18 protein-coding genes are annotated in these 25,310 nt (G+C 59.7%); 13 read left to right on the forward strand and 5 right to left on the reverse strand.

Annotated features, from left to right (window positions below; all coding sequences use genetic code 11):
* Positions 1-20 precede the first annotated feature (20 nt).
* The 3 genes from asmA to udk form a co-directional block, all read right to left on the reverse strand.
* The gene (gene asmA / locus NR795_RS09645; RefSeq protein WP_257758039.1) at positions 21-1,871 is read right to left on the reverse strand and encodes an outer membrane assembly protein AsmA; all 1,851 of its coding nucleotides are present in this window, start codon (positions 1,869-1,871) and stop codon (positions 21-23) included.
* 41 nt (positions 1,872-1,912) lie between these two features.
* The gene (gene dcd, locus NR795_RS09650) at positions 1,913-2,494 is read right to left on the reverse strand and encodes a dCTP deaminase (protein WP_042389830.1); all 582 of its coding nucleotides are present in this window, start codon (positions 2,492-2,494) and stop codon (positions 1,913-1,915) included.
* A 118-nt stretch (positions 2,495-2,612) separates the two neighbouring features.
* Positions 2,613-3,254, reverse strand: coding sequence for a uridine kinase (udk, locus tag NR795_RS09655; RefSeq protein ID WP_144817235.1), 642 nt, complete (start codon positions 3,252-3,254; stop codon positions 2,613-2,615).
* A 344-nt stretch (positions 3,255-3,598) separates the two neighbouring features.
* Here udk and NR795_RS09660 point away from each other — a divergent pair, with 344 nt between their 5' ends.
* Positions 3,599-6,928: a diguanylate cyclase gene (locus NR795_RS09660; protein WP_257758041.1), complete on the forward strand. Its 3,330-nt coding sequence runs from the start codon at positions 3,599-3,601 to the stop codon at positions 6,926-6,928.
* Here the strand turns inward: NR795_RS09660 and alkA are convergent.
* Positions 6,910-7,779, reverse strand: a complete 870-nt coding sequence (alkA, locus tag NR795_RS09665; protein WP_257758042.1) for a DNA-3-methyladenine glycosylase 2 — start codon at positions 7,777-7,779, stop codon at positions 6,910-6,912. The two genes, NR795_RS09660 and alkA, sit on opposite strands and share 19 nt — an antisense overlap.
* 113 nt (positions 7,780-7,892) lie before the next feature.
* Between alkA and yegD the strand changes: the two genes are divergently transcribed.
* The 12 genes from yegD (at position 7,893) to yegS (ending at position 24,476) form a co-directional block, all read left to right on the forward strand.
* Positions 7,893-9,242 carry a molecular chaperone gene (gene yegD / locus NR795_RS09670; RefSeq protein ID WP_257758043.1) on the forward strand — a complete coding sequence of 450 codons (1,350 nt, stop codon included), beginning with the start codon at positions 7,893-7,895 and terminating at the stop codon, positions 9,240-9,242.
* Positions 9,243-9,440: 198 nt separating this feature from the next.
* A complete protein-coding gene (locus NR795_RS09675; RefSeq protein WP_257758044.1) occupies positions 9,441-10,685 on the forward strand; it encodes an MdtA/MuxA family multidrug efflux RND transporter periplasmic adaptor subunit in 1,245 nt (414 codons plus the stop codon).
* Positions 10,685-13,819: an MdtB/MuxB family multidrug efflux RND transporter permease subunit gene (locus NR795_RS09680; RefSeq protein WP_257758045.1), complete on the forward strand. Its 3,135-nt coding sequence runs from the start codon at positions 10,685-10,687 to the stop codon at positions 13,817-13,819. Before NR795_RS09675 ends, NR795_RS09680 begins: the two co-directional genes overlap by 1 nt.
* A complete protein-coding gene (mdtC, locus tag NR795_RS09685) occupies positions 13,820-16,897 on the forward strand; it encodes a multidrug efflux RND transporter permease subunit MdtC (RefSeq protein WP_257758046.1) in 3,078 nt (1,025 codons plus the stop codon).
* 32 nt (positions 16,898-16,929) lie between these two features.
* Positions 16,930-18,345: an MFS transporter gene (locus tag NR795_RS09690; RefSeq protein WP_257758047.1), complete on the forward strand. Its 1,416-nt coding sequence runs from the start codon at positions 16,930-16,932 to the stop codon at positions 18,343-18,345.
* Positions 18,342-19,745: a two-component system sensor histidine kinase BaeS gene (gene baeS, locus NR795_RS09695; protein WP_257758049.1), complete on the forward strand. Its 1,404-nt coding sequence runs from the start codon at positions 18,342-18,344 to the stop codon at positions 19,743-19,745. Before NR795_RS09690 ends, baeS begins: the two co-directional genes overlap by 4 nt.
* The gene (gene baeR / locus NR795_RS09700) at positions 19,742-20,464 is read left to right on the forward strand and encodes a two-component system response regulator BaeR (RefSeq protein ID WP_144817226.1); all 723 of its coding nucleotides are present in this window, start codon (positions 19,742-19,744) and stop codon (positions 20,462-20,464) included. Before baeS ends, baeR begins: the two co-directional genes overlap by 4 nt.
* A 160-nt stretch (positions 20,465-20,624) precedes the next feature.
* Entirely contained in the window at positions 20,625-21,986 is a 1,362-nt protein-coding gene (gene yegQ, locus NR795_RS09705) for a tRNA 5-hydroxyuridine modification protein YegQ (RefSeq protein ID WP_257758050.1), read from the forward strand.
* Between the two features lie 351 nt (positions 21,987-22,337).
* Complete coding sequence (locus NR795_RS09710) at positions 22,338-22,853, forward strand: type VI secretion system amidase effector protein Tae4 (protein ID WP_257758051.1); 516 nt, start codon at positions 22,338-22,340, stop codon at positions 22,851-22,853.
* Positions 22,850-23,077: a hypothetical protein gene (locus tag NR795_RS09715; RefSeq protein WP_144817224.1), complete on the forward strand. Its 228-nt coding sequence runs from the start codon at positions 22,850-22,852 to the stop codon at positions 23,075-23,077. The genes NR795_RS09710 and NR795_RS09715 overlap by 4 nt, the downstream gene beginning before the upstream one ends.
* A 159-nt stretch (positions 23,078-23,236) precedes the next feature.
* Positions 23,237-23,479, forward strand: a complete 243-nt coding sequence (locus tag NR795_RS09720) for a hypothetical protein (protein WP_257758052.1) — start codon at positions 23,237-23,239, stop codon at positions 23,477-23,479.
* A 97-nt stretch (positions 23,480-23,576) separates the two neighbouring features.
* Positions 23,577-24,476 carry a lipid kinase YegS gene (yegS, locus tag NR795_RS09725; protein ID WP_144817222.1) on the forward strand — a complete coding sequence of 300 codons (900 nt, stop codon included), beginning with the start codon at positions 23,577-23,579 and terminating at the stop codon, positions 24,474-24,476.
* A 58-nt stretch (positions 24,477-24,534) separates the two neighbouring features.
* Here yegS and NR795_RS09730 read toward each other — a convergent pair whose 3' ends face one another.
* Entirely contained in the window at positions 24,535-25,308 is a 774-nt protein-coding gene (locus NR795_RS09730) for an ABC transporter ATP-binding protein (RefSeq protein WP_222888305.1), read from the reverse strand.
* Positions 25,309-25,310: the final 2 nt, after the last annotated feature.

Raw genomic sequence — 25,310 nt, forward strand, 5'->3', positions numbered from 1 at the left:
AAACCATTACCCGCCTGATATTAAAGCTTGTCGATCAGCTTTTTAATATCTTTGCTGCGCTGGCTATCTTTGTTGCGATCCGCCCAGTCGCTAAGACGGCGTTTCGCTTCATCCTGCAGATGCTTACGCAGAACCTGATCTACTTGCAAGCTGTAACTGAGCGCCTGCCATTTGCCATAGACGCGCAGCGGGATCGGCGTATTGCGCAGGAACTCGATCAGCTTGCCATCGCCCTTCCACCCCTCGGTGACCTGCACGCTGAAGCGCGTATCGCAGAGCTGTTTCACCAGGTCGAGCGAGCCCTCACCGGAGAGATTGAGCATCGCTGATTTCCCCTGCATATCGTTGAGGGCCATCTGACCGCGATCGAGGGTCAAATCCGTGCTGAAGCTATCGAGTTTTGTCGCGCTATCGTAGTTCTGCTCAGCCTGCACATCGCTGCTGCGGGCCACCGCCTGCTGGATAAGCTGCTGGAAGTTCAGCCCCTCCATGCGCGTGTTGGCCATCTCAACGTGGGCGCTCCCCTGCCAGCTGCGGCGAAACGCCTCGGCATCTATCCTGTCGCCTTTAAAATCCCCCGCCAGCGACAGCTTACCGGTCAGTGACAGCGGATAGTTAAAGGCTTTCAGCACCGTGCCGATCTCAACGTTATCAAGCTGCGGCTGGAAGGCGCTTTTTGGCATTTTGCCCCGAACGTCGAGGCTTCCCGGCAGCGAGAGCATGCCCTCGCCTAATTTTCCGGTCAGGGTCGAGAGCGTCAGCAGGCCGGTGTTATTGGTGATATGGCTGCTCACGTTAGTAAAATCCATACCGCGCCAGCGCACTTTTTTCGCCGCCAGCGACAGATTTGCCGTAAAGCCGCGCAGGCTGCTGTAATCATCGCCGTCCATGTCCCGGGCGATAACCGGACGCGGCGGCGCGATCGTGCCCTGCCCCTGCTGCGCTGCGGTGGCGTTAGTGGCCGGGTTGGTCACCGCCCCCAGCAAATTCTCCAGGTTTAGCGTGTCAAACGCCAGATCCAGCACCCAGTCGGGTTTGTCCCCTAGCGTCACGCTGCCGCTGCCGGTCACCGCGCTGTCGTTGGCGGTCATATTCAGCTGGCTAAAGGTGAGCTGCTTTTTCGCTTCGCGCCACTGGGCCTGGAAGCTACCCTGCCCGGTAATGCCCTGAGCAGGGACGTCGCCGCCCTGGAGCTGCCAGTTAAGCTGCTCAACGACGGCGGTTAAATTATAGGGGTAGTCAGCGGCGTTCACGCTCGCCTTCAGCGCCAGGGTCAGGTCGCGCTGGTTGCGGTTGATCCGCCCCGAGAAGTCGACGTTGGCGTGATAGTTTTCGTCCTGGTCCATCTTCAGATGGATATTACGCACCGTTACCTGCTCGTCGTCCTTGTGCTGGAAAACCAGCACGCTGTCGGCAATTTGCAGATGGGAGACAGCCCATGACCAGCCGCGATCGCTCTCTACCTGCGGCAGGGCGTTCTCCTGCGGCGCAACCGGCGCGTCTTTTGGCTCTGACGCCTCGGTTTGCGGCGTAAGCTGAACAACCGCGCCCTTCAGCATCACCTGCTTAACGTGCAGCTGGTGGGAGAGCAGCGGCAGCAGCTCTACGTCCAGCCGCATGTTGTCCGCCGTGACCAGCGGCTGCGGTGCGCCAGGCGCCGTCAGCGACATGCGGCCAGAGAGAATGCTCAGCCGGGGCCAGACGTGCCAGCGCAGCGGCTCGTCAAGCTTCAGCTGATAACCGCTGCGCGACTCAACGTGTCGCACCATGTAATCCCGAAAGTCGTTCGGGTTCACCAGCAGCACCAACGCAGAGAGGCCGGCGACCAGCACGACCAGTAAAATCATCAGCGTGGTTAACACTCTTCTCATGGCATCCTCAACGAGCAGCTATTACATCGCGCAACAGGCGCTCAGTCTTTATCAATTCGGCTAGCCACCGCGCCCTGCTGGTCGCGATACTTCGCGTCCTGGCGACGGTTATAGGGCCGCGCGGCCGGGCCGGAGAGCGGCTCAAAGCTCAGCGCGCCGATAAGCATACCCGGACGTAGCGCCAGCGGCAGCTTACCGGAGTTGTAGAACTCCAGCACGATGCAGCCGGACCAGCCCGGATCGATACGGTGGGCGGTAACGTGCACCATCAGGCCCAGCCGCGCCAGCGAGGAGCGGCCGTCCAGCCAGCCCACCAGGTCCGCTGGTAGGGTCACGGACTCAAAGGTCACCGCCAGCGCCAGTTCCCCCGGGTGCAGGAAGAAGGCATCGCCTTCTGCCAGCACAATCTCATCGCTCATCACCCGATCCAGCGCGGCGCTCACCTCATCCTTGGGACCACTCAGATCGATAAAGGCAGCGGTGTGGCCCCGGAAGGTGCGAAACTTGTTGCCCAGACGCACGTCCACCGTCGCACCGTTAATGCGTTCTACCGGCGGGCGCGGGGTAATCGACAGGCGGCCATCGTCCAGCCAGGCTTCAATATCGCGATCACACAAACGCATAGCACTTTCTCCTTAGGTGCTGCCCGTCCGACTAAGTTCGGTCTGGGCAGGCAAGTTATCTCTGAACGGTACACAATTCGCGCCGTTTATTCAAAACCAGACGGTTTAAAAAGCCCGGTTATTCAAAAAACTGGCTGATTTTGGCCTTCAGGATATCGATAGCAATGCGGTTTTTACCCCCGCGCGGCACGATAATATCGGCGTACTGTTTGGATGGCTCAATAAACTGCAGGAACATCGGACGCACTGTCTTCTGATATTGTGCCATCACCGAGTCCATGGAGCGGCCACGTTCGTTGACGTCACGCTTGATACGGCGCATCAGGCAGATATCCAGTGGGGTGTCGACAAAGATCGAAAAGTTCATCGACTCGCGCAGGCGCGCATCGGTCAGCAGCAGGATCCCCTCAAGAATGATCACTTTCTTGGGTTCAATGTGAATGGTCTCACTGGTACGGGTGTGCTCAACGTAGCTGTACACCGGCAGTTCGATGGGGTTTCCGCCTTTCAGGGTCTGCAAATGTTCGAACAGCAAACTGTGATCCATGGCGCTGGGATGGTCGTAGTTCGTTTTAACACGCTCTTCCATCAACAGGTGACTTTGATCCTTGTAGTAGCTATCTTCTGGGATAACGCCAATATGTTCATCACCAACCTGTTCGCGCAACTCGCGGTAAAGCGTACTGGCAATGAGACTTTTACCTGAAGCGGATGCGCCGGCGATGCCGATAATGACGCACTGATGGGACTTATCAGTCATAAATTTTTGCGACCTGATTAACCTGGAAGTAAAGAAGGGAGACGCTATAGCGTCAAACGCGGCAATTATAGGGATTTCGCGGTCGTGATACCAGTCGAATGCGCAAACGTCTGTCACAACGGTGCTAATCTGGCATATTACCCTTTTCGCAAATTAAAACGTTTAATTTTACAGCGTTCAGTTGCCTTTTTTGGCAGACTAAGTGATTAATAACACTATGATGTCAAATTATGAGCGGTCACCATAGGAATTGTAAATTGTTTGTACTAGCATAATCCAAATTTCAATTTTACCCGTCCGGGCGTTATGAACCTGGCGGCACAGGGACTGCGGATAAAGCGGTAATGAATAAACAATACCAGCGCGTTTTGGTTACTACCCCAAATCCCCTACTGAGGTTGCTCAGTTTAGGACTGGTGACCTTTATCTTTACCCTGTTTTCCCTTGAGCTGACCCGTTTCGGTACCGTTCTTGCGCCGCTGTGGTTTACGACATCTATTATGATGGTGGCCTTCTACCGCCACGCCGGACGCATGTGGCCGGGCATCGCCATCGCCTGTACGCTGGGCAGCCTGGCCGGGTCGTTTGTGCTCTTCCCCGCAAGAGAAATCAACCTCTGGTATCCGGGAATCAATATCATTGAGGCGCTGACGGGCGCGGTGCTGCTGCGTAAGATGCTGCCGTGGTATAACCCGCTGCAAAACCTGAGCGACTGGATCCGCCTGACCATCGGCAGCGCTGTGATCCCTCCCCTGCTCGGCGGAGTGCTGATTTGCCTGGTGTCCGGCAGCGAAAACCTGCTGCGCACCTTTATGATATGGGTGCTTTCAGAATCCATCGGCGCACTGGCCCTGGTCCCGCTCGGGCTGATGTTCAAGCTGCACTACCTGCTGCGCCACCGCAAGCCGCAGTTGCTGCTGGAAACCCTGGTGACGCTGGCCGTGACGCTCTTTCTCAGCTGGCTCTCGATGACCTATCTGCCGTGGCCCTTTACTGCCGTTATCGTTCTGCTGATGTGGACCGCCGTTCGCCTGCCACGCCTGGAGGCCTTTCTTATCTTCCTCATCACCATCATGGTGGTGTCGCTGATAATGACCCATAGCCCCATCGAGTTTACCAATTTCAACAGCAGCGCCATGCTGAACGCGCCCTGGCTGCCGTTCTTGATGATCCTGCTGCCGGCCAACGTCATGACCATGGTGATGTACTCTTTCCGCGCCGAGCGTAAGCACATTACTGAAAGCGAGGCCCGTTTTCGTAATGCGATGGAGTACTCCGCCATCGGCATGGCGCTGGTGGGCACGGACGGTCAGTGGCTACAGGTCAATAAAGCGCTGTGTAGTTTTCTTGGCTACTCCCAGGATGAGCTACGCCTGCTGACCTTCCAGCAGCTCACCTGGCCTGAGGATCTCAAGAACGACCTGGAGCAGCTTGAGGCGCTGGTGCGCGGTGACATTGACAGCTACTCCATGGAGAAGCGCTACTACACCCGCACAGGGGATGTCGTCTGGGCGCTGCTGGCGGTGTCGCTGGTACGCCACCCGGACGGCACGCCGCTCTACTTCATCTCCCAGGTAGAGGATATCAACGATCTGAAGCACACCGAGTGGGTCAATAAACGGCTGATGGAGCGCATTACGCTGGCCAACGAGGCCGGGGGTATCGGGATCTGGGAGTGGGATCTGGAGCCGGACATCATCAGCTGGGATAAGCGCATGTTTGAGCTCTACGAGCTGCCGCCGCACGTGAAGCCCACCTGGAAGCTCTGGTATGAGTGTGTGGTACCGGAAGATCGCGAGGAGGCCGAGCGCATTATCCGCGACTCACTGGTCGCGAGAGCGCCGTTTAAGCTTGAGTTTCGTATCCATGTAAAAGAGGGAATTCGCCATATCCGCACCCTGGCGAACCGGGTGCTGAATAAAAACGGCGAGGTTGAACGGCTGCTCGGCATCAATATGGACATGACCGAGGTGAAACAGCTCAACGAGGCCCTGTTCCAGGAGAAAGAGCGCCTGCACATTACCCTCGACTCTATCGGCGAAGCGGTGCTCTGTACCGACGTGGAGATGAACGTCACCTTTATGAACCCGGTGGCGGAAAAAATGAGCGGCTGGCAGCAGGAGCACGCCATCGGTCAGGCGTTGCTGAATGTGCTGCGCATTACCTTTGGCGACAACGGCCCCGCGCTGGAAAACATTCATAGCGGTGATATATCACGTTCAGCTATCGAGCAGGACGTGGTGCTGCACTGTCGCAACGGCGGGACCTACGATATTCACTACAGCGTGACGCCACTTAGCACCCTTGACGGGCACAACATCGGCTTCGTGCTGGTGATCCAAGATGTTACCGAGTCCCGGAAGATGCTGCGCCAGCTGAGCTATAGCGCCTCCCATGATGCGCTGACCCATCTGGCGAATCGTGTCAGCTTCGAGAACCATCTTAAACGCCTGCTGCACACCGTGCAGGAGACGCATCAGCGCCATGCGCTGGTCTATATCGATCTCGACCGCTTTAAGGCGGTGAACGACACCGCAGGTCATGCGGCAGGTGATGCCCTGCTGCGGGAGCTCTCCTCCCTGATGCTTAGCATGCTGCGCTCTACCGATATCCTGGCCCGTCTCGGCGGAGATGAGTTTGGCCTGCTGCTGCCGGACTGCAATATTGAGAGCGCCCGCTATATCTCTGGGCGCATTATCCATGCCATCAATGACTACCGCTTTATGTGGGAGGGCCGCCTGCACCGCATCGGCGCGAGCGCTGGGATCACCCTGATTGATGAGAGCAACTGTCAGGCCTCAGAAGTGATGTCCCAGGCGGATATCGCCTGCTACGCCTCGAAAAACAACGGTCGTGGCGTGGTCACGGTGTACGAGCCGCAGCAGGATCATATGCATCACAACCGCAGCCTGATCTCCCTTGAGGAGCAGTCGCGGATGATCCGTGACAACCACCTCCTGCTGGTGGCGCGCGGTGTCGCCTCCCCGCGGGTGCCGGAGTCCTGCAACTTCTGGCTGCTCTCACTGCGCCTGTGGACCAGTGAAGGGGAAGCCATGGAGGAGCGCGCCTTCCGTTCCGGCCTCGCCGAGCCGGAGCTTATCCGCGCCCTCGATCGCCGGGTGCTCCACGAGTTCTTCACCAACAGCGCCGCCGGGGTAGTACGTAAAGGGGTCAGCGTTGCCCTGCCGCTCTCCAGCGCCGGGCTGGCCAGCCGGACAGTCATAACTGAAATCATTGAGAAGCTCACGCAGAGCGGAATGCCTGGCCGCCTGCTGCACTTTGTGATCGATGCCGATGCCCTGATGCGCGAAGAGAGCAGCATCGGCGACGGTCTCGCCAAACTTCGTCAGGCGGGCTGCCGACTCATTATCAGCCATATTGGGCGCGACCTGGAGATCTTCAACCATCTCATGCCGCAGATGGCGGACTACGTGCTGCTGGAGCCGGAGCTGGTTAACAATGTGCACGGTAATCTGATGGACGAGATGATGGTCACCATCGTGCAGGGCCATGCTCACCGTCTGGGGATGAAGAGCATTGCCGGGCCGACTAACCAGCCAATGATGATGGATACCCTCTCTGGCATTGGCATTGACTACATCTTCGGGGACACCATCTCCCAGGCCCAGCCGCTGGATCTCATGCTCAACACCAGCTATTTTGCCATCAACTGATCCTCATCAGCTGACGGCTGCCAGTCCGGGGTGTACCAGATATGCAGCAGCGCATAGGAGCGCCAGGGCTGCCAGCGTTGGGCATAGCGGCGGATCTGCGCCGGCGTCATGCCCGCGAAGCGCTGCTTGATAGCGTAGTCGTCGGCCAAAAAGATATCTTTCGCCTGCCAGCCGCGCATCGCCAGATAGTTTGCCGTCCAGCGCCCTATGCCAGGAAACCCCTGCAACAGCTTCACCCCCTGCTCGATATCCGCCGGAGCCTGCACTGGAAACTCACCGTCGAGGGTGGCGCGGGCCAAATTGATCAGCGCCTCGGCGCGCTTAAGCGGCATCCCGAGCGCCTTTAACGCCGCGGGATCGGCCTGGACCAGCGCCTCTGCCGTCGGGAAGCAGATGAAACCCGGGACCTCTGCCAGCGGCTTTCCCAGACTCTCCACGACCTTGCCGGTCAGCTTAGCCGCCATCGCCACGCTGACCAGCTGGCCAAGGATCGCGCGCACGCCCTGCTCAAAGGTATCCATCGATCCCGGCAGCCGCAGGCCCGGTCTCTGCTCTCCTACCGAGCCAAGGGCGTGAATAATCTCCTGCGGATCGCAGGCGAGATCAAACAGACGCCCCAGCCGGGCCAGACACGCCTCGGCGACCGGCAACAGCCCATCGCTAAGGGTAACCCGCAGCGTATGATTAGCCTCGTCCGGCTCGGCGGTGACGATCCCCCGGTGCTCACCTATCGCAAAACTGCGCACGTAGCGGCCTTCGCTGACCACCTCTACGCCAGTCACCGCACGCGCCTGTAAAAAACCCAACATCCACGCCCAGTCGTAGGGCGGCTTCCAGCTCAGTGTATACATGGTTACTCCTCTCACTCTTATTTCAGCTTAAGCGCCCCGCCACTTTTTTGCTTTGCTTTCATAATCCTTTCGGCTAAAGTCGCCCCCCTTCTTCACCGGCATGGGGAACTTTCATGTTTATTGGTTTTGACTACGGCACGGCAAACTGCTCCGTTGCGGTAATGCGCGACGGCATCCCGCAGCTCTTAAAAATGGAAAACGACAGCACGCTACTGCCGTCGATGCTCTGCGCCCCGACGCGGGAAGCGGTCAGCGAGTGGCTCTACCGCCACCATGACGTCCCCGCCACCGGGAGCGAAACCCAGGCGCTGCTGCGTCGGGCAGTAAGCTTCAACCGCGAAGAAGATATCGAGGTGCTGCCAGGCAGCGTGCAGTTTGGGCTTCAGTCGCTGCAGCAGTACGTGCAGGATCCGGAAGAGGTCTACTTCGTTAAATCGCCAAAATCCTTCCTCGGTGCCAGCGGCCTGAAGCCGCAGCAGATCGCGCTGTTTGAGGACCTGGTCTGCGCCATGATGCTGCATATTCGCCAGCAGGCCGAGAGCCAGCTGCCGGAGGCCATCGATCGCGCGGTGATTGGCCGTCCCATCAACTTTCAGGGGCTAGGCGGCGATGACGCCAACGCCCAGGCGCAGGGGATCCTGGAGCGTGCCGCCAGGCGCGCAGGCTTTAACGAGGTCGTATTCCAGTACGAGCCGGTCGCGGCCGGGCTGGATTTTGAAGCCACGTTGCAGTCAGAGAAGCGCGTGCTGGTGGTGGATATCGGCGGCGGGACCACCGACTGCTCGCTGCTGCTGATGGGGCCCCAGTGGCACCAGCGCCAGGATCGCGATACCAGCCTGCTGGGGCACAGCGGCTGCCGCGTCGGCGGTAACGATCTCGATATTGCGCTGGCCTTTAAGCATCTGATGCCGCTGCTGGGCATGGGCGGACAGACCGAAAAGGGTATCGCCCTGCCGATCCTGCCGTGGTGGAACGCGGTAGCCATTAATGACGTCCCAGCCCAGAGTGACTTCTATAGCAGCGCTAATGGTCGCTTGCTCAACGACCTGGTGCGCGATGCCCGGGAAGGGGATAAGGTGGCGCGGCTGGTGAAGGTGTGGCGTCAGCGCCTCAGCTACCGCCTGGTGCGCAGTGCGGAAGAGAGCAAGATTGCCCTCTCCGACAACCTGCAAACCGAGGCCCGTTTGCCGTTTATCAGCGACGAGCTGGCAACGGCGATAACCCAGGAGGGGCTGGAGACCGCCCTCAACCAGCCTCTGACACGGATCCTTGAGCAGGTGCAGCTGGCGCTGGCAAGCAGCAACGAGACGCCGGATATTATCTACCTGACCGGGGGCAGCGCCCGCTCACCGCTGATCAAAAAGGCGCTTGCCGACGCCCTACCCGGCATTCCGATTGCCGGCGGCGACGATTTTGGCTCGGTCACCGCAGGCCTCGCCCGCTGGGCGCAGGTAGTGTTTTAAAAACGTCCAGCGCGTTCCACATCCCCAGGCCGGGTAAGGCGTAGCCGCCACCCGGCACTTTCATGCCCCCACGCTGCAACGCCCGCCGCATTCAGACGATTCCCTACGGTCTTTCATATTTCCTCCATTTTTCTGCGGCGTTGCATTACTAAACTAGTATCATTCTGTGAAATGTTTCAGGAAGAGATACGGATAACAATGAAAGGTCGTGTTAATGCCCGCTGGGCGATGGTCATCGGCGTGGCGCTTGTCGCTATTGCCGCACTTTGGTACTGGCATAGCCACAACAGCACCCAAACTGCGGCAGGCGCTCATGCCCCGCAGGCGGGACGTGGCGCTGCGGGTGGCCGTCGCGGTATGCCGCTGGCACCGGTGCAGGCCGCTACTGCCGTAGAAGGCGAAGTGCCCCGCTATTTGACCGGCCTTGGCACCATCACCGCCGCCAATACCGTAACCGTACGCAGCCGCGTTGACGGCCAGCTGATGGCCCTGCACTTCCAGGAGGGCCAGCAGGTCAAGGCCGGAGACCTTTTAGCAGAGATCGATCCCAGCCAGTTTAAAGTGGCGCTCGCCCAGGCCCAGGGCCAGCTGGCGAAAGACAGAGCCACGCTGGCCAACGCCCAGCGCGATCTGGCCCGCTATCAGCAGCTGGTCAAAACCAATCTGGTTTCCCGCCAGGAGCTGGATGCCCAGCAGGCGCTGGTGAGCGAATCTCAGGGCACGATCAAAGCTGATGAAGCCTCGGTTGCCAGCGCCCAGCTGCAGCTGGACTGGGGCCGCATCACCGCCCCGATTGATGGCCGCGTGGGCCTGAAACAGGTCGATATCGGCAACCAGATCTCCAGCGGCGACACCACCGGCATTGTGGTCATTACCCAGACCCACCCTATCGATCTGGTGTTTACCCTGCCGGAGAGCGATATCGCCACGGTGGTGCAGGCGCAAAAGGCCGGGCAGACCCTCAGCGTTGAAGCCTGGGACCGCACTAACAAGCAGAAGCTGAGCGACGGCACCCTGCTGAGCCTCGACAACCAGATCGACACCACCACTGGCACCATTAAGCTGAAAGCCCGCTTTACCAACCAGGACGACGCCCTCTTCCCTAATCAGTTCGTTAACGCCCGAATGCTGGTCTCTACCGAGCAAAATGCGGTGCTGATCCCGACCGCCGCACTGCAGATGGGCAACGACGGCCACTTTGTTTGGGTGCTGAACGAGCAGAACAAAGTGAGCAAGCACACCGTGACGCCTGGCATTCAGAACAGCCAGCAGGTAGCGATCAGCGCCGGGCTGTCGGCAGGCGACCGGGTGGTCACCGACGGCATTGACCGCTTAACCGAAGGTGCCCAGGTTGAGGTGGTGACGGCCCAGAGCGCCGACGCCGCCCCTGCCGCGCAGGCGAAAACCCATGGCACGCGCGCCGCACAGGGAGCCGGTTCCTGATGCAGGTGTTACCTCCCAGCGCCACCGGCGGCCCGTCCCGCCTGTTTATTCTCCGTCCGGTCGCCACCACCCTCTTTATGGTGGCGATCCTGCTGGCGGGGATCATCGGCTACCGTTTTCTGCCGGTCTCCGCCCTGCCCGAGGTGGACTATCCGACGATTCAGGTAGTGACCCTCTATCCCGGCGCCAGCCCGGACGTGATGACCTCTGCCGTCACCGCGCCCCTTGAGCGCCAGTTCGGCCAGATGTCCGGCTTAAAGCAGATGTCTTCCCAAAGTTCCGGCGGCGCGTCGGTAGTGACGCTCCAGTTCCAACTCACCCTGGGACTGGACGTTGCCGAGCAGGAGGTGCAGGCCGCAATTAACGCCGCCACCAATTTACTGCCCTCCGATCTGCCTAACCCGCCGGTCTACAGCAAGGTCAACCCGGCGGATCCGCCGATCATGTCGCTGGCGGTGACCTCGACTGCGATGCCGATGACCCAGGTTGAGGATATGGTCGAGACCCGGGTGGCGCAGAAGATCTCTCAGGTGGCTGGCGTCGGCCTGGTGACGCTTTCCGGCGGCCAGCGTCCGGCGGTACGGGTGAAGCTTAACGCCCAGGCCATTGCCGCCCTCGGGCTGACCAGCGAAACCGTGCGCACCGCGATTAACAACAACAACGTGAACTCGGCGAAGGGTAGCCTCGACGGCCCGACGCGGGCGGTGACCCTCTCTGCGAACGACCAGATGCAGTCCGCCGAAGACTACCGCCGCCTGATTATCGCCTACCAGAATGGGGCACCGATCCGCCTCGGCGACGTGGCAACCATTGAGCAGGGCGCGGAGAACAGCTGGCTGGGAGCGTGGGCCAACAAGCAGCAGGCGATCGTGATGAACGTTCAGCGCCAGCCGGGCGCCAACATTCTCTCCACTGCCGACAGCATCCGCACCCTGCTGCCTCAGCTTACCGAGAGCCTGCCGAAGTCGGTCACGGTGAAGGTCCTGTCGGATCGTACCACCAACATTCGCGCCTCGGTGCACGATACCCAGTTCGAGCTGATGCTGGCCATCGCCCTGGTGGTGATGATCATCTACCTGTTCCTGCGTAATGTCCCGGCGACCATTATTCCCGCCGTGGCGGTACCGCTGTCGCTGGTGGGCACCTTTGCGGTGATGGTGTTCCTCGACTTCTCGATCAACAACCTGACGCTGATGGCCCTGACCATTGCCACCGGCTTCGTGGTCGATGACGCCATCGTGGTGATTGAGAACATCTCCCGCTATATCGAAAAAGGCGAGAAGCCGCTGGCGGCGGCGCTGAAGGGCGCGGGAGAGATTGGCTTTACCATTATCTCCCTCACCTTCTCGCTGATTGCGGTGCTGATCCCGCTGCTGTTTATGGGCGATATCGTGGGCCGCCTGTTCCGCGAGTTTGCCGTCACCTTGGCGGTGGCAATCCTGATCTCCGCCGTGGTCTCCCTGACTCTGACGCCGATGATGTGCGCCCGGATGCTCAGCCATGACTCCCTGCGCAAGCAGAACCGCTTCTCCCGCGCCTCGGAGCGCTTTTTCGACCGGGTGATTGCCGCCTACGGCCGGGGGCTGACGAGGGTGCTGAACCATCCGTGGCTGACCCTCAGCGTGGCGTTGGGCGCGCTGCTGCTGTCGGTGCTGCTGTGGGTGACCATCCCGAAAGGCTTCTTCCCGATCCAGGATAATGGCATTATTCAGGGCACCTTGCAGGCCCCGCAGTCGGCATCGTTTGCCAGCATGGCGGAGCGCCAGCGTCAGGTGAGCGATATCGTACTGAAGGATCCGGCAGTAGAGAGCCTGACGGCCTTTGTCGGCGTTGACGGTACCAACCCGTCGCTGAACAGTGCCCGGCTGCAAATCAACCTCAAGCCGCTGGATGACCGGGACGATCGCGTCCAGACGGTGATCGCCCGGCTTCAGCAGGCGGTGGCGAAAGTCCCCGGTGTGGCGCTCTATCTTCAGCCGACCCAGGATCTGACCATCGACACCACCGTCAGCCGCACCCAGTACCAGTTTACGCTGCAGGCCACCACCCTTGAGGCGCTGAGCACCTGGGTACCGCAGCTGATGAATGAGCTACAGACCCTGCCGCAGCTGGCGGACGTCAGCAGCGACTGGCAGGACAAAGGGCTGGCCGCGTACGTTAACGTTGACCGGGACAGCGCCAGCCGGCTGGGCATTACGATGGCGGACGTGGATAACGCCCTCTACAACGCCTTCGGCCAGCGGCTGATCTCTACCATCTATACCCAGGCTAATCAGTATCGGGTCGTGCTGGAGCATAATACCGCCGCAACGCCGGGTCTGGCCGCGCTGGACTCCATCCGCCTGACCAGCAGCGACGGCGGCGTGGTGCCGCTCAGCACCATTGCCAAAGTGGAAGAGCGCTATACCCCGCTGGCGATTAACCACCTTGACCAGTTCCCGTCCACTACCATCTCGTTTAACGTCCCGGACGGCTACGCGCTGGGGGATGCGGTGCAGGCCATCCTGGATAGCGAGAAGAACCTCAGCCTGCCGGGGGATATTACCACCCAGTTCCAGGGCAGCTCGCTGGCGTTCCAGGATGCGCTGGGCAGCACCGTGTGGCTGATCGTTGCCGCGGTGGTGGCGATGTATATCGTGCTCGGCGTGCTCTACGAGAGCTTTATTCACCCCATTACCATCCTCTCTACCCTGCCCACCGCCGGGGTGGGTGCGCTGCTGGCCCTGATGCTGGCGGGCAGCGAGCTGGATGTGATTGCCATTATCGGTATCATTCTGCTGATCGGTATCGTCAAGAAGAACGCCATCATGATGATCGACTTTGCCCTCGCCGCCGAGCGGGAACAGGGCATGTCGCCCAGGGAGGCGATCTTCCAGGCTTGCCTGCTGCGTTTCAGGCCGATTTTAATGACGACCCTTGCGGCGCTGCTGGGTGCCCTGCCGCTGATGCTCAGCACCGGGGTGGGCGCAGAGCTGCGCCGTCCGCTGGGGATCGGCATGGTCGGCGGCCTGCTGGTGAGCCAGGTGCTAACCCTGTTTACTACGCCGGTGATCTACCTGCTGTTTGACCGCCTGGCCCTGCGGGTTCGCCACCGCTTTCCCCGCCGCGCAGAGCGTGAAGGGGAGGAGATGTAAGTGAAGTTTTTTGCCCTCTTCATTCACCGCCCGGTCGCCACCATCCTGATTTCGCTGGCGATTACCCTCTGCGGCATTCTTGGCTTCCGCCTGCTGCCGGTAGCCCCGCTGCCGCAGGTGGACTACCCGGTGATCATGGTCAGCGCCTCTCTGCCGGGGGCGTCGCCGGAAACCATGGCCTCCTCGGTGGCGACGCCGCTGGAGCGCGCCCTCGGGCGCATCGCCGGGGTCAATGAGATGACCTCCTCCAGCTCGCTGGGCAGCACGCGCATCATTCTGGAGTTCAATTTCAATCGCGACATCAACGGTGCCGCGCGAGACGTGCAGGCGGCGATCAATGCCGCGCAGAGCCTGCTGCCGAGCGGAATGCCGAGCCGTCCGACCTATCGGAAAGCGAACCCGTCCGATGCGCCGATCATGATCCTGACGTTAACCTCGGACACCTACTCCCAGGGGCAGCTGTATGACTTTGCCTCGACGCAGCTGGCGCAGACCATCTCGCAAATAGACGGCGTAGGTGACGTTGACGTCGGCGGCAGCTCCCTGCCTGCCGTGCGGGTGTCGCTCAACCCGCAGGCGCTGTTTAACCAGGGCGTGTCGCTGGACGCTGTGCGCAGCGCGATTAACAACGCCAACGTGCGCAGACCGCAGGGCGCTATCGAGGACGGCACCCACCGCTGGCAGCTGCAAACCAACGACGAGATCAAAACCGCCGAGGCCTACCAGCCGCTGATCGTTCACTACAGCAACGGGGCGGCGGTACGCCTCAGCGACGTCGCCAGCGTCACCGATTCGGTGCAGGACGTGCGCAACGCGGGGATGACCAACGCTAAGCCCGCCATCCTGCTGATGATCCGCAAGCTGCCGGAAGCCAATATTATCCAGACGGTGGACAGCATTCGCGCCCGGCTGCCGGAGCTGCAGGAGACCATCCCGGCGGCCATCGACTTACAGATCGCCCAGGATCGCTCTCCTACCATCCGCGCCTCGCTGGATGAGGTCGAGCATAGCCTGATCATCTCCGTGGCGCTGGTGATCCTGGTGGTCTTTCTCTTCCTGCGCTCGGGTCGGGCGACGCTGATCCCGGCGGTGGCGGTGCCGGTGTCGCTGATCGGCACCTTTGCCGCCATGTATCTGTGCGGCTTTAGCCTCAACAACCTCTCCCTGATGGCGCTGACCATCGCCACCGGCTTTGTGGTAGATGACGCCATCGTGGTGCTGGAAAATATTTCCCGCCATCTGGAGGCCGGAATGAAACCGCTCCAGGCGGCACTGCAGGGCACGCGGGAGGTGGGCTTTACCGTGCTCTCCATGAGCCTGTCGCTGGTAGCAGTTTTCCTGCCGCTGCTGCTGATGGACGGCCTGCCGGGCCGCCTGCTGCGGGAGTTCGCCGTCACCCTGTCGGTGGCGATCGGCATCTCGCTGGTGGTCTCCCTGACCCTGACACCGATGATGTGCGGCTGGCTGCTGAAGAGCGGCAAACCGAAAGCGCAAGCTAAGGTGCGGGGCTTTGGCCGCCTGCTGCTCGCCCTTCAGCAGGGCTACGCTAAATCGCTGAAGTGGGTGCTGAACCATACCCGGATAGTGGGCGTGGTGCTGCTTGGCACCATTGCGCTCAACGTCTGGCTCTATATCGCCATCCCGAAAACCTTCTTCCCGGAGCAGGACACCGGCGTGCTGATGGGCGGCATTCAGGCGGACCAGAGCATCTCTTTCCAGGCGATGCGCGGCAAGCTGGCGGACTTTATGAAGATTATTCGCGACGATCCGGCGGTGGATAACGTTACCGGCTTTACCGGCGGCTCACGGGTCAACAGCGGGATGATGTTTATCACCCTGAAATCTCGTGACCAGCGCAGCGATACCGCCCAGCAGGTTATCGACCGCCTGCGGGTGAAACTGGCGAAAGAGCCGGGGGCTAATCTGTTCCTGATGGCAGTCCAGGATATCCGCGTCGGCGGCCGTCAGTCGAACGCCAGCTACCAGTACGCTCTGCTGTCGGACGATCTCGGCGACCTGCGCGAGTGGGAGCCGAAGATCCGCAAGGCGCTGGCGGCCCTGCCCCAGCTGGCAGATGTTAACTCCGATCAGCAGGATAACGGCGCGGAGATGAACCTGATCTATGACCGGGAGACGATGTCCCGGCTGGGCATCAGCGTGCAGGATGCTAACGGCCTGCTTAACAACGCCTTCGGCCAGCGGCAGATATCAACCATCTACGAGGCACTCAACCAGTACAAGGTGGTGATGGAGGTCGATCCGCGCTACACCCAGGATATCAGCGCCCTGGACAAGATGTTTGTGATCAACAGCGAGGGCAAGCCGATCCCCCTCTCTTACTTTGCGAAGTGGCAGCCCGCTAACGCACCGCTGTCGGTGAACCACCAGGGGCTTTCCGCCGCCTCGACCATCGCCTTTAACCTGCCGACCGGCGTCTCGCTCTCCGAGGCCAGCGCGGCCATTGACCGGACGATGACCCAGCTAGGGGTGCCCTCCAGCGTGCGCGGCAGCTTTGCCGGGACGGCGCAGGTCTTCCAGGAGACCATGCGCTCCCAGCTGATCCTGATCCTCGCGGCCATCGCCACGGTTTACATCGTGCTCGGCATTCTCTATGAGAGCTACGTGCACCCGCTGACTATTCTCTCTACCCTGCCGTCGGCGGGTGTGGGGGCGCTGCTGGCGCTGGAGCTGTTCGATGCCCCATTTAGCCTCATCGCCCTGATCGGAATTATGTTATTGATAGGTATCGTCAAGAAGAACGCCATCATGATGGTCGACTTCGCCCTGGAGGCGCAGCGCACCGGCAACCTGACGCCGCAGGAGGCCATCTTCCAGGCCTGCCTGCTGCGTTTCAGGCCGATCATGATGACCACCCTGGCGGCGCTGTTTGGCGCCCTGCCGCTGGTGCTGACCTCCGGCGACGGTTCCGAGCTGCGCCAGCCGCTCGGGATTACCATCGTCGGCGGCCTGGTGATGAGCCAGCTGCTGACGCTCTACACCACGCCGGTGGTCTATCTCTTCTTTGACCGGCTGCGGCTGCGTTTTGCCCGCAGGCGCCAGCCGCTGTTGAGTGAGTAATTGAGTGAGTAAAGGGTAAAGAGGCAGGTGAAATGACCGATCTTCCGAACCAGGTCCGCTGGCAGCTATGGATAGTGGCCTTCGGCTTTTTCATGCAGGCGCTGGATACCACCATCGTTAACACCGCCCTGCCCTCAATGGCGCAGAGCCTCGGCGAAAGCCCGCTGCATATGCATATGGTCGTCGTGGCCTACGTACTGACGGTGGCGGTGATGCTTCCCGCCAGCGGCTGGCTGGCGGATAAGGTTGGCGTGCGCAACGTCTTCTTCTCGGCGATTGTGCTGTTTACGTTGGGATCGCTGTTCTGCGCCCAGGCCAGCACCCTAGACGGGCTGGTGATGGCGCGCGTGCTGCAGGGCGTCGGCGGCGCAATGATGGTGCCGGTGGGCAGGCTGACGGTGCTGAAGATCGTTCCCCGGTCACAGTATATGGCGGCGATGACCTTCGTCACGCTGCCGGGACAGATTGGCCCCCTGCTCGGCCCGGCCTTGGGAGGGATTCTGGTGGAGTATGCCTCCTGGCACTGGATCTTCCTGATTAACCTGCCGGTGGGTATCGTCGGGGCGATTGCCACCCTCTGGCTAATGCCCAACTACACTCTGCAAACCCGCCGCTTCGATATGCCCGGCTTCCTGCTGCTGGCCTTCGGCATGGCGGCGCTGACCCTCGCCCTCGACGGCCAGAAGGGGTTAGGTATCTCTACCCTTACGCTTGTGGCGCTGGTGGTTGCGGGCGCGATCGCGCTGGGCCTCTACCTGTGGCATGCCAGACGCAACGAGGCGGCGCTTTTCCCCCTCGGCCTGTTTAGCACTCGCTCTTTCTCCCTCGGCCTGGCCGGCAGCTTTGCCGGACGCATCGGCAGCGGCATGCTGCCCTTTATTACGCCGGTATTTTTACAGATCGGGCTGGGCTTCTCGCCGTTCCACGCCGGTCTGATGATGATCCCAATGGTGCTGGGCAGCATGGGCATGAAACGGATCGTGGTACAGGTAGTTAACCGCGCAGGCTACCGCCGGGTGCTGGTGGCCAGTACGCTGGGGCTGGCGCTGGTGAGTTTGCTGTTTATGGCTACGGCGCTGGCGGGCCTCTACTACCTGCTGCCGGTGGTGCTGTTCGTGCAGGGGATGATCAACTCGATGCGCTTCTCGACCATGAACACCCTGACGCTGAAGGATCTGCCGGATGCCCAGGCCAGCAGCGGCAACAGCCTGCTGTCGATGATCATGCAGCTCTCAATGAGCGTCGGCGTCACCGTGGCCGGGCTGCTGCTGGGCCTGTTTGGTCAGCAGCATCTGGCGACCGACAGCACCCTGGTGCACCACGTATTCTTTTCCACCTATCTGTGCATGGCGGTGATTATCGCCCTGCCCGCGCTGGTCTTTGCCCGCGTGCCGAATGACGCCAGCACCAATACCGTGATTGCCCGGCGCAAAAGGAGTGAACGATGAAATTCTGGCGACCGGGGATCACCGGCAAGCTTTTTTTGGCGATCCTGGCTACCTGCATTGTGCTGCTGATCACCATGCACTGGGCGGTGCGGATCAGCTTTGAGCGCGGCTTTATTGACTACATCAAGCACGGCAACGAGCAGCGGCTACAGATGCTTGGCGACGCGCTGGGAGAGCAGTACGAGCTCCACGGCGACTGGCGTTTTCTGCGCAACAACGACCGCTTTGTCTTTCAGATCCTGCGCTCTTTTGAGCATGACGGCGACAGCGATCGGCCTGGCCCCGGCATGCCGCCCCACGGCTGGCGAACGCAGTTCTGGGTGACCGACCAGAGCGGCGACGTGCTGGTTGGCCCGCGCTCGCCGATCCCAAAAGAGGGAACCCGGCGAGCGATAACGGTCAACGGTGCGGTGGTGGGCTCGGTTATCGCCTCCCCGGTAGAGCGGCTGACCCGCAACACCGATATCAACTTTGACCGCCAGCAGCGGCGCACTAGCTGGCTGATTGTCGGCCTCGCCACGCTGCTGGCGGCGCTGGCGACCTTTCCGCTGGCGCGCGGCCTGCTGGCCCCGGTAAAACGGCTGGTGGAAGGAACGCACCGGCTGGCAGCCGGGGACTTTACTACTCGTGTGGCGACGTCCAGTCCGGATGAGCTGGGTAAACTGGCCCAGGACTTTAACCAGCTCGCCAGCACGCTGGAGAAGAACCAGCAGATGCGCCGTGACTTTATGGCCGATATCTCCCACGAGCTGCGCACCCCGCTGGCGGTGCTGCGCGGGGAACTGGAGGCGATTCAGGACGGCGTGCGCCAGTTTACCCCCGAGTCGGTGGCCTCCTTGCAGGCTGAGGTGGGCACGCTGACCAAGCTGGTTGACGATCTGCATCAGCTCTCGATGTCCGACGAGGGGGCGCTGGCCTATCAGAAAGCCCCCATGGACGTGATCACCCTGCTGGAGATCGCTGCCGGGGCGTTCCGGGAGCGCTTCGCCAGCCGGGGGTTAACCCTTAGCGTCTCGCTGCCGGAGAGCGCTATCGTCTTCGGCGATCGCGACCGTCTGATGCAGCTGTTTAACAATCTGTTGGAGAACAGCCTGCGCTATACCGACGCCGGGGGTCAGCTGTTGATTAGCGCGAGCGTCAAGCCTGATATCCTGGCGATGACCTTTGCCGACAGCGGCCCGGGCGTCAGCGATGAGCAGCTCAGCCGTCTGTTTGAACGCTTCTACCGCACCGAAGGCTCGCGCAACCGGGCCAGCGGCGGCTCAGGGCTCGGATTGCCTATCTGTGTGAACATTGTTGAAGCCCACGGCGGGAACATTGCCGCAGCCCATTCGCCTTTTGGCGGGGTTAGCATTACAGTTGAGCTACCGCTGGAACGTGATTTACCGAGAGATGTATGACTGAGTTACCGATTGACGAAAACACGCCGCGCATTTTAATCGTGGAAGATGAGCCGAAGCTGGGACAGCTGCTAGTGGACTATCTGCGGGCGGCGGGCTATGCCCCGACGCTAATAAACCACGGCGATAAAGTGCTGCCCTACGTGCGCCAGACGCCGCCGGATCTGATGCTGCTGGATCTGATGCTTCCCGGCATCGACGGCCTGACCCTGTGCCGGGAGATCCGCCGCTTCTCCGATCTGCCGATTGTGATGGTCACCGCCCGAATCGAAGAGATTGACCGCCTGCTAGGGCTGGAGATCGGTGCCGATGACTACATCTGCAAGCCCTATAGTCCTCGGGAAGTCGTAGCGCGGGTAAAAACCATTCTGCGTCGCTGCAAGCCCCAGCGCGAGCTGAAAGCGCTGGATGCGGTCAGCCCGCTGGTGATCGACGAAGGCCGCTTCCAGGCCAGCTGGCACAGCAAGGCGCTGGATCTGACGCCCGCCGAGTTTCGCCTGCTGAAGACGCTTTCCAGCGAGCCGGGAAAGGTCTTCTCCCGCGAGCAGCTCCTGAATCATCTCTATGATGATTACCGGGTCGTCACCGACCGCACCATCGACAGCCACATCAAAAACCTGCGTCGCAAGCTGGAAGCGCTGGATGAGGAGCAGTCGTTTATCCGGGCGGTGTACGGCGTCGGATACCGCTGGGAAGCGGACGCGGGTCGATTGGCCTGACATTTACGCCCGGCGGCGCGCCGCTGGCCGGGCCTACGGATGACGGTGCTTTACCTGTTCTCTGTGCAGCGCTATAATTCCCGCCCTTAAAACAGGGGATTACCCCCTGCCCGCCCACCGAACTGCGGCGGATCTGACCTGTCATCAGAACGAGAACATCATGTTTAAACCGGAACTCCTCTCCCCGGCGGGAACGCTGAAAAATATGCGTTACGCCTTCGCCTATGGCGCGGATGCCGTCTACGCGGGCCAGCCTCGCTACTCCCTGCGCGTGCGCAATAATGAATTCAACCACGAGAATCTCCAGCTGGGGATCAACGAAGCCCATGCGCTGGGTAAAAAGTTCTACGTGGTGGTGAATATTGCGCCGCACAACGCCAAGCTGAAGACCTTTATCCGCGATTTAGCGCCGGTGGTGGCGATGGGGCCGGATGCGCTGATCATGTCCGATCCTGGTTTAATCATGCTGGTGCGCGAGCACTTCCCACAGATGGATATTCACCTCTCGGTGCAGGCTAACGCCGTCAACTGGGCGACGGTGAAGTTCTGGCAGCAGATGGGCCTGACCCGGGTGATCCTCTCCCGCGAGCTGTCGCTGGATGAGATCGCCGAGATCCGCCAGCAGGTGCCGGAGATGGAGCTTGAGATTTTCGTGCACGGTGCGCTGTGTATGGCCTACTCTGGCCGCTGCCTGCTCTCGGGCTATATCAACAAGCGCGATCCGAACCAGGGCACCTGCACCAACGCCTGCCGCTGGGAGTACAACGTCCAGGAGGGCAAAGAGGACGCCGTGGGTAATATCGTCCACGTCCACGAGCCGATCCCGGTGAAAAACGTCGAGCCGACGCTGGGGATTGGCGCGCCGACCGACAAGGTATTTATGATTGAAGAGGCCCAGCGCCCCGGCGAGTACATGACCGCGTTCGAAGATGAGCACGGCACCTACATCATGAACTCGAAAGATCTGCGCGCCATCGCCCACGTTGAGCGCCTGACGCAGATGGGCGTGCACTCGCTGAAGATCGAGGGCCGCACCAAATCGTTCTACTACTGCGCCCGTACTGCGCAGGTTTACCGCAAGGCCATTGATGACGCTGCCGCCGGTAAACCGTTCGACACCAGCCTGATGGAGACATTAGAAGGGCTGGCACACCGGGGCTATACCGAAGGCTTCCTGCGCCGCCATACCCATGACGACTACCAGAACTACGAGCAGGGCTACTCGATCTCCGATCGCCAGCAGTTTGTCGGCGAGTTCACCGGCGAGCGCAACGGCGCGCTGGCGGCGGTGAAGGTGAAGAATAAGTTCTCCGTGGGCGACAGCCTGGAGCTGATGACCCCGCACGGCAACGTCAATTTCACTCTGGAGCATATGGAGAATGCCAAAGGCGAAGCAATGCCGGTTGCACCGGGCGATGGCTACACCGTCTGGCTGCCGGTGCCTTCGGATATGCAGCTGGAGTATGGTCTGCTGATGCGCAATTTCAACGGCCAGACGACGCGCAACCCGCACGCTGCCTGATAGGCGAAGTAGTACAGTTGGGTTATTTTTTCAAGTGATATGAATCTTAGAATCGGATCACATACCGTTTCGCTTGATAAGGGTATTATCTCTGCGCTGAAAAACATAACCCATAAATGCTAGCTCTACCAGGAACCACCTCCTTGGCCTGTGTAATCTCCCTTACGCAGGCCTATTTTTTTGCCTGCCATGCCTCTAACCCCTTACTCACCCGACTCATCAGCGTCTGCCCGATAAGATAACCTTAACTTATTTGTGGTTTTTTGTTCAAACTCCTGTATCGCTTTTACTTATAGTAGATGACAACAAGTGATTGTATCTATTAGATGTTTTAGTAACAGGAGAGTACCGATGAGTATGACTTTTTCAGCGCTTTGGAATGCGCATCCTGAAGTTCATGGGGATGATAATCCCTGTCGGCGGCGTGATGGACATAAAGCGTTTGGTGATCAATGTGCCATTAGGCTTGGAACCGCCCTTGCCCGATGCGGTTACGATGTAACAAAACTTCATGTTCACTTTTGCTGGTTGCATCCTAAAAGTGCGGGGCATATTTTACGTGCAGAAGAACTGGCCGATGCGCTCAAACGTACACCAATACCTGGTACTTTTCCTGTTATAAAAGTACACGCAGATAATTTTGAAGATGTGCTAAAAAACCGAACCGGTATCATCTTTTTTAAGGATTACTGGCGGCGTGGAGATGAAAGCTTTCGAAACCGTAGTGGGGATCATATTGATCTTTGGAATGGAAGCAGACTTACCGCTCGCAATAGTTATCTACGCATTCACTGGGGTATGAATATCGATGGTATTTGGAGCAGCTACTCACACGCAAAAGAAGTATGGTTCTGGAGAATGATATGAAATTCTTGAAATTGTGCTTATGTACATTAACAGGAGCGATATGCGGGGCTGTGATTATGTACCTCATTCTGCCTGCTGTTTGCGGCTACTTCGTGGGTCCTATTTATGGCGACGATCAAATGTCGCAGAACTTTACTATTTTCCTTGTTGGTACTCCTCTACTCGCTCTATTAGGGGCTATAGCAGGTTGGTTACTAGGAAGAAAAATCATTAAAAAACATTAGCATATATTTGATTTGCGATGAAACTTGTACTTGATTGAACTCGTGTAATTACTTTACAACACTTTGGCGGCTTTTTGGCTAGCTCAATCAGGAACCCCTTCCCTCAGAGAATGCCGATGATTTAGCTTTAATGTTTTAAAAGAGAGTGTGTGGTGGGATATGAGAAAGCTAAAAATTTTCATTTGTACGGTCGTCGGTGCCTTCTGCGGTGCTCTTTTGATGTACCTGCTATTGCCAGCGATATGTGGCTACTTCGTTGGTCCCATTTATGGCGACGATCAGATGTCGGCGAATGCATCTATCTTTTTTATCGGCACGCCGGTGATGTTTCTGATTGGCGCAGTCGTTGGGTGGTTCCTGGGGTGGAAGTACACCAAACGTCCAGCGGATCGGGCTTGTTAAGCCAGGCCTATTTTTTAGCGTCTTTCAGCCACTTCTTACACGTTCCCGTTCCAGCTAAGATACACTCTCTTCACTCTCTCTTTTTCAGGGTTTTAGGATGACTAGCGATCCGTCGAGTTTACTTATTCTGAATGGCAAAAGTGCAGGCGATGACACCCTGCGCGAGGCGGTCACTCTGCTGCGTAACGAAGGTATCGAGCTGCACGTCAGGGTCACGTGGGAAAAAGGTGACGCTGCCCGCTACGTCGCGGAAGCCGTAGAGCTTGGCGTTGCTACGGTGATCGCTGGCGGCGGCGATGGCACGATCAATGAAGTGGCGACGGCGCTGGTCAACACGACGGGTGAGAACGTCCCAGCAATGGGGATCATCCCTCTCGGCACCGCCAACGATTTTGCCACCAGCACAGGCGTCCCGGAAACGCTGGATAAAGCCCTACAGCTGGCGATTGTCGGCAAGGCCGTGCCGATAGATGTTGCCCGGGTTAACGACCAGACCTGTTTTATCAACATGGCCACCGGCGGGTTTGGCACACGCATCACGACTGAAACGCCAGAGCGGATGAAGGCCGCGCTGGGGGGCGTATCTTATGTCATTCACGGCCTGATGCGCATGGATACCCTGAAAGCCGACAGCGTTGAGATCCGTGGCGAAAACTTCTCCTGGCAGGGCGACGCGCTGGTGATCGGCATTGGTAACGGCCGCCAGGCGGGCGGCGGACAACAGCTCTGCCCGGGCGCGCTGATCAACGACGGTCTGCTGCAGATACGCATTTTTACCGGGGAGGAGCTTCTTCCCGCGCTCTTTACCACCCTCACCCAACCGGAAGATAGCCCGAATATCGTGGACGGCGAATCGGCCTGGTTTGAGGTGACCTCCCCTCATGAGATCACCTTTAACCTTGACGGCGAGCCGCTGAGCGGGCAGCACTTCCGAATGGAGATCCTGCCCGGCGCGCTTAAATGTCGCCTGCCGCCGGACTGCCCACTGCTGCGGTAACGATTTGCCGGGTGGCGCTACGCTTACCCGGCCTGCAAGTTCGGCATAACCATCGGCGTTAATACGCCGCCACTGCTCGCGCCATCTCCCGGCTGTACTGCTGGCTGGCATTGACCAGCATCCGCGTATAGTCGGTTTTTGCCTGACCGCTCACCAGATCGTCTACCGTCAGCGTCTCAAGGATCTTGCCGTACTGCATCACGGCAATCTTCTGGCACAGGTGGGCAATGACGCCCAGATCGTGCGTCACCATCAGATAGGTCAGCTTTGACTCCTGATGCAGCTCCGCCAGCAGATTGAGGATCTCCGCCTGCACCGACACGTCCAGCGCCGAGGTGGGTTCATCCAGCAGCAGCACCTGTGGCTCCAGGATCAGCGCCCGGGCAATCGCCACGCGCTGTCGCTGACCGCCGGAGAGCTGATGCGGGAAGCGATCGCGAAAGGCGCGATTGAGCCCGACGCGATCCAGCAGGCGGTTTACCCGTCGATCCCGGTCGCCGATACCGTGAATATGCAGCGGCTCCTCCAGAATATCACCGATGGTATGGCGCGGATGCAGCGAGCCGTAGGGATCCTGAAACACCATCTGCACCAGCCGGCAGCGCTGTGGATTAAGCCGGTGCTCCAGCGGCTGACGGTTGATCGCCAGCTCGCCATCCCAGTGGGTAAACAGCCCCGCCAGGCACTTCAGCACCGTGGTTTTACCCGAGCCGGACTCGCCCACCAGACCGTAAATCTCTCCTGGCTGCACGTTAAAGCTCACGTCGTACAGCACCTGGTTACGCTTCTCCCCTTCGCCAAAGGACAGGTTCAGGTTCTTCACATCGATCATAG

Source organism: Pseudescherichia sp. L3 (assembly GCF_024656065.1).
In the GTDB taxonomy this organism is placed as follows: domain Bacteria; phylum Pseudomonadota; class Gammaproteobacteria; order Enterobacterales; family Enterobacteriaceae; genus Pseudescherichia.

Bases quoted from the DNA above. Each gene is read 5' to 3' on its own strand.
- NR795_RS09710 (WP_257758051.1), top strand. From the start codon at position 22,338: ATGAGTATGACTTTTTCAGCGCTTTGGAATGCGCATCCTGAAGTTCAT.
- dcd (WP_042389830.1), bottom strand. From the start codon at position 2,494: ATGCGTTTGTGTGATCGCGATATTGAAGCCTGGCTGGACGATGGCCGC.
- NR795_RS09660 (WP_257758041.1), top strand. From the start codon at position 3,599: ATGAATAAACAATACCAGCGCGTTTTGGTTACTACCCCAAATCCCCTA.
- baeS (WP_257758049.1), top strand. From the start codon at position 18,342: ATGAAATTCTGGCGACCGGGGATCACCGGCAAGCTTTTTTTGGCGATC.
- yegD (WP_257758043.1), top strand. From the start codon at position 7,893: ATGTTTATTGGTTTTGACTACGGCACGGCAAACTGCTCCGTTGCGGTA.
- NR795_RS09730 (WP_222888305.1), bottom strand. From the start codon at position 25,308: ATGATCGATGTGAAGAACCTGAACCTGTCCTTTGGCGAAGGGGAGAAG.
- yegQ (WP_257758050.1), top strand. From the start codon at position 20,625: ATGTTTAAACCGGAACTCCTCTCCCCGGCGGGAACGCTGAAAAATATG.
- NR795_RS09690 (WP_257758047.1), top strand. From the start codon at position 16,930: ATGACCGATCTTCCGAACCAGGTCCGCTGGCAGCTATGGATAGTGGCC.
- baeR (WP_144817226.1), top strand. From the start codon at position 19,742: ATGACTGAGTTACCGATTGACGAAAACACGCCGCGCATTTTAATCGTG.
- alkA (WP_257758042.1), bottom strand. From the start codon at position 7,779: ATGTATACACTGAGCTGGAAGCCGCCCTACGACTGGGCGTGGATGTTG.
- NR795_RS09720 (WP_257758052.1), top strand. From the start codon at position 23,237: ATGAGAAAGCTAAAAATTTTCATTTGTACGGTCGTCGGTGCCTTCTGC.
- NR795_RS09675 (WP_257758044.1), top strand. From the start codon at position 9,441: ATGAAAGGTCGTGTTAATGCCCGCTGGGCGATGGTCATCGGCGTGGCG.
- NR795_RS09715 (WP_144817224.1), top strand. From the start codon at position 22,850: ATGAAATTCTTGAAATTGTGCTTATGTACATTAACAGGAGCGATATGC.
- yegS (WP_144817222.1), top strand. From the start codon at position 23,577: ATGACTAGCGATCCGTCGAGTTTACTTATTCTGAATGGCAAAAGTGCA.
- asmA (WP_257758039.1), bottom strand. From the start codon at position 1,871: ATGAGAAGAGTGTTAACCACGCTGATGATTTTACTGGTCGTGCTGGTC.
- NR795_RS09680 (WP_257758045.1), top strand. From the start codon at position 10,685: ATGCAGGTGTTACCTCCCAGCGCCACCGGCGGCCCGTCCCGCCTGTTT.
- udk (WP_144817235.1), bottom strand. From the start codon at position 3,254: ATGACTGATAAGTCCCATCAGTGCGTCATTATCGGCATCGCCGGCGCA.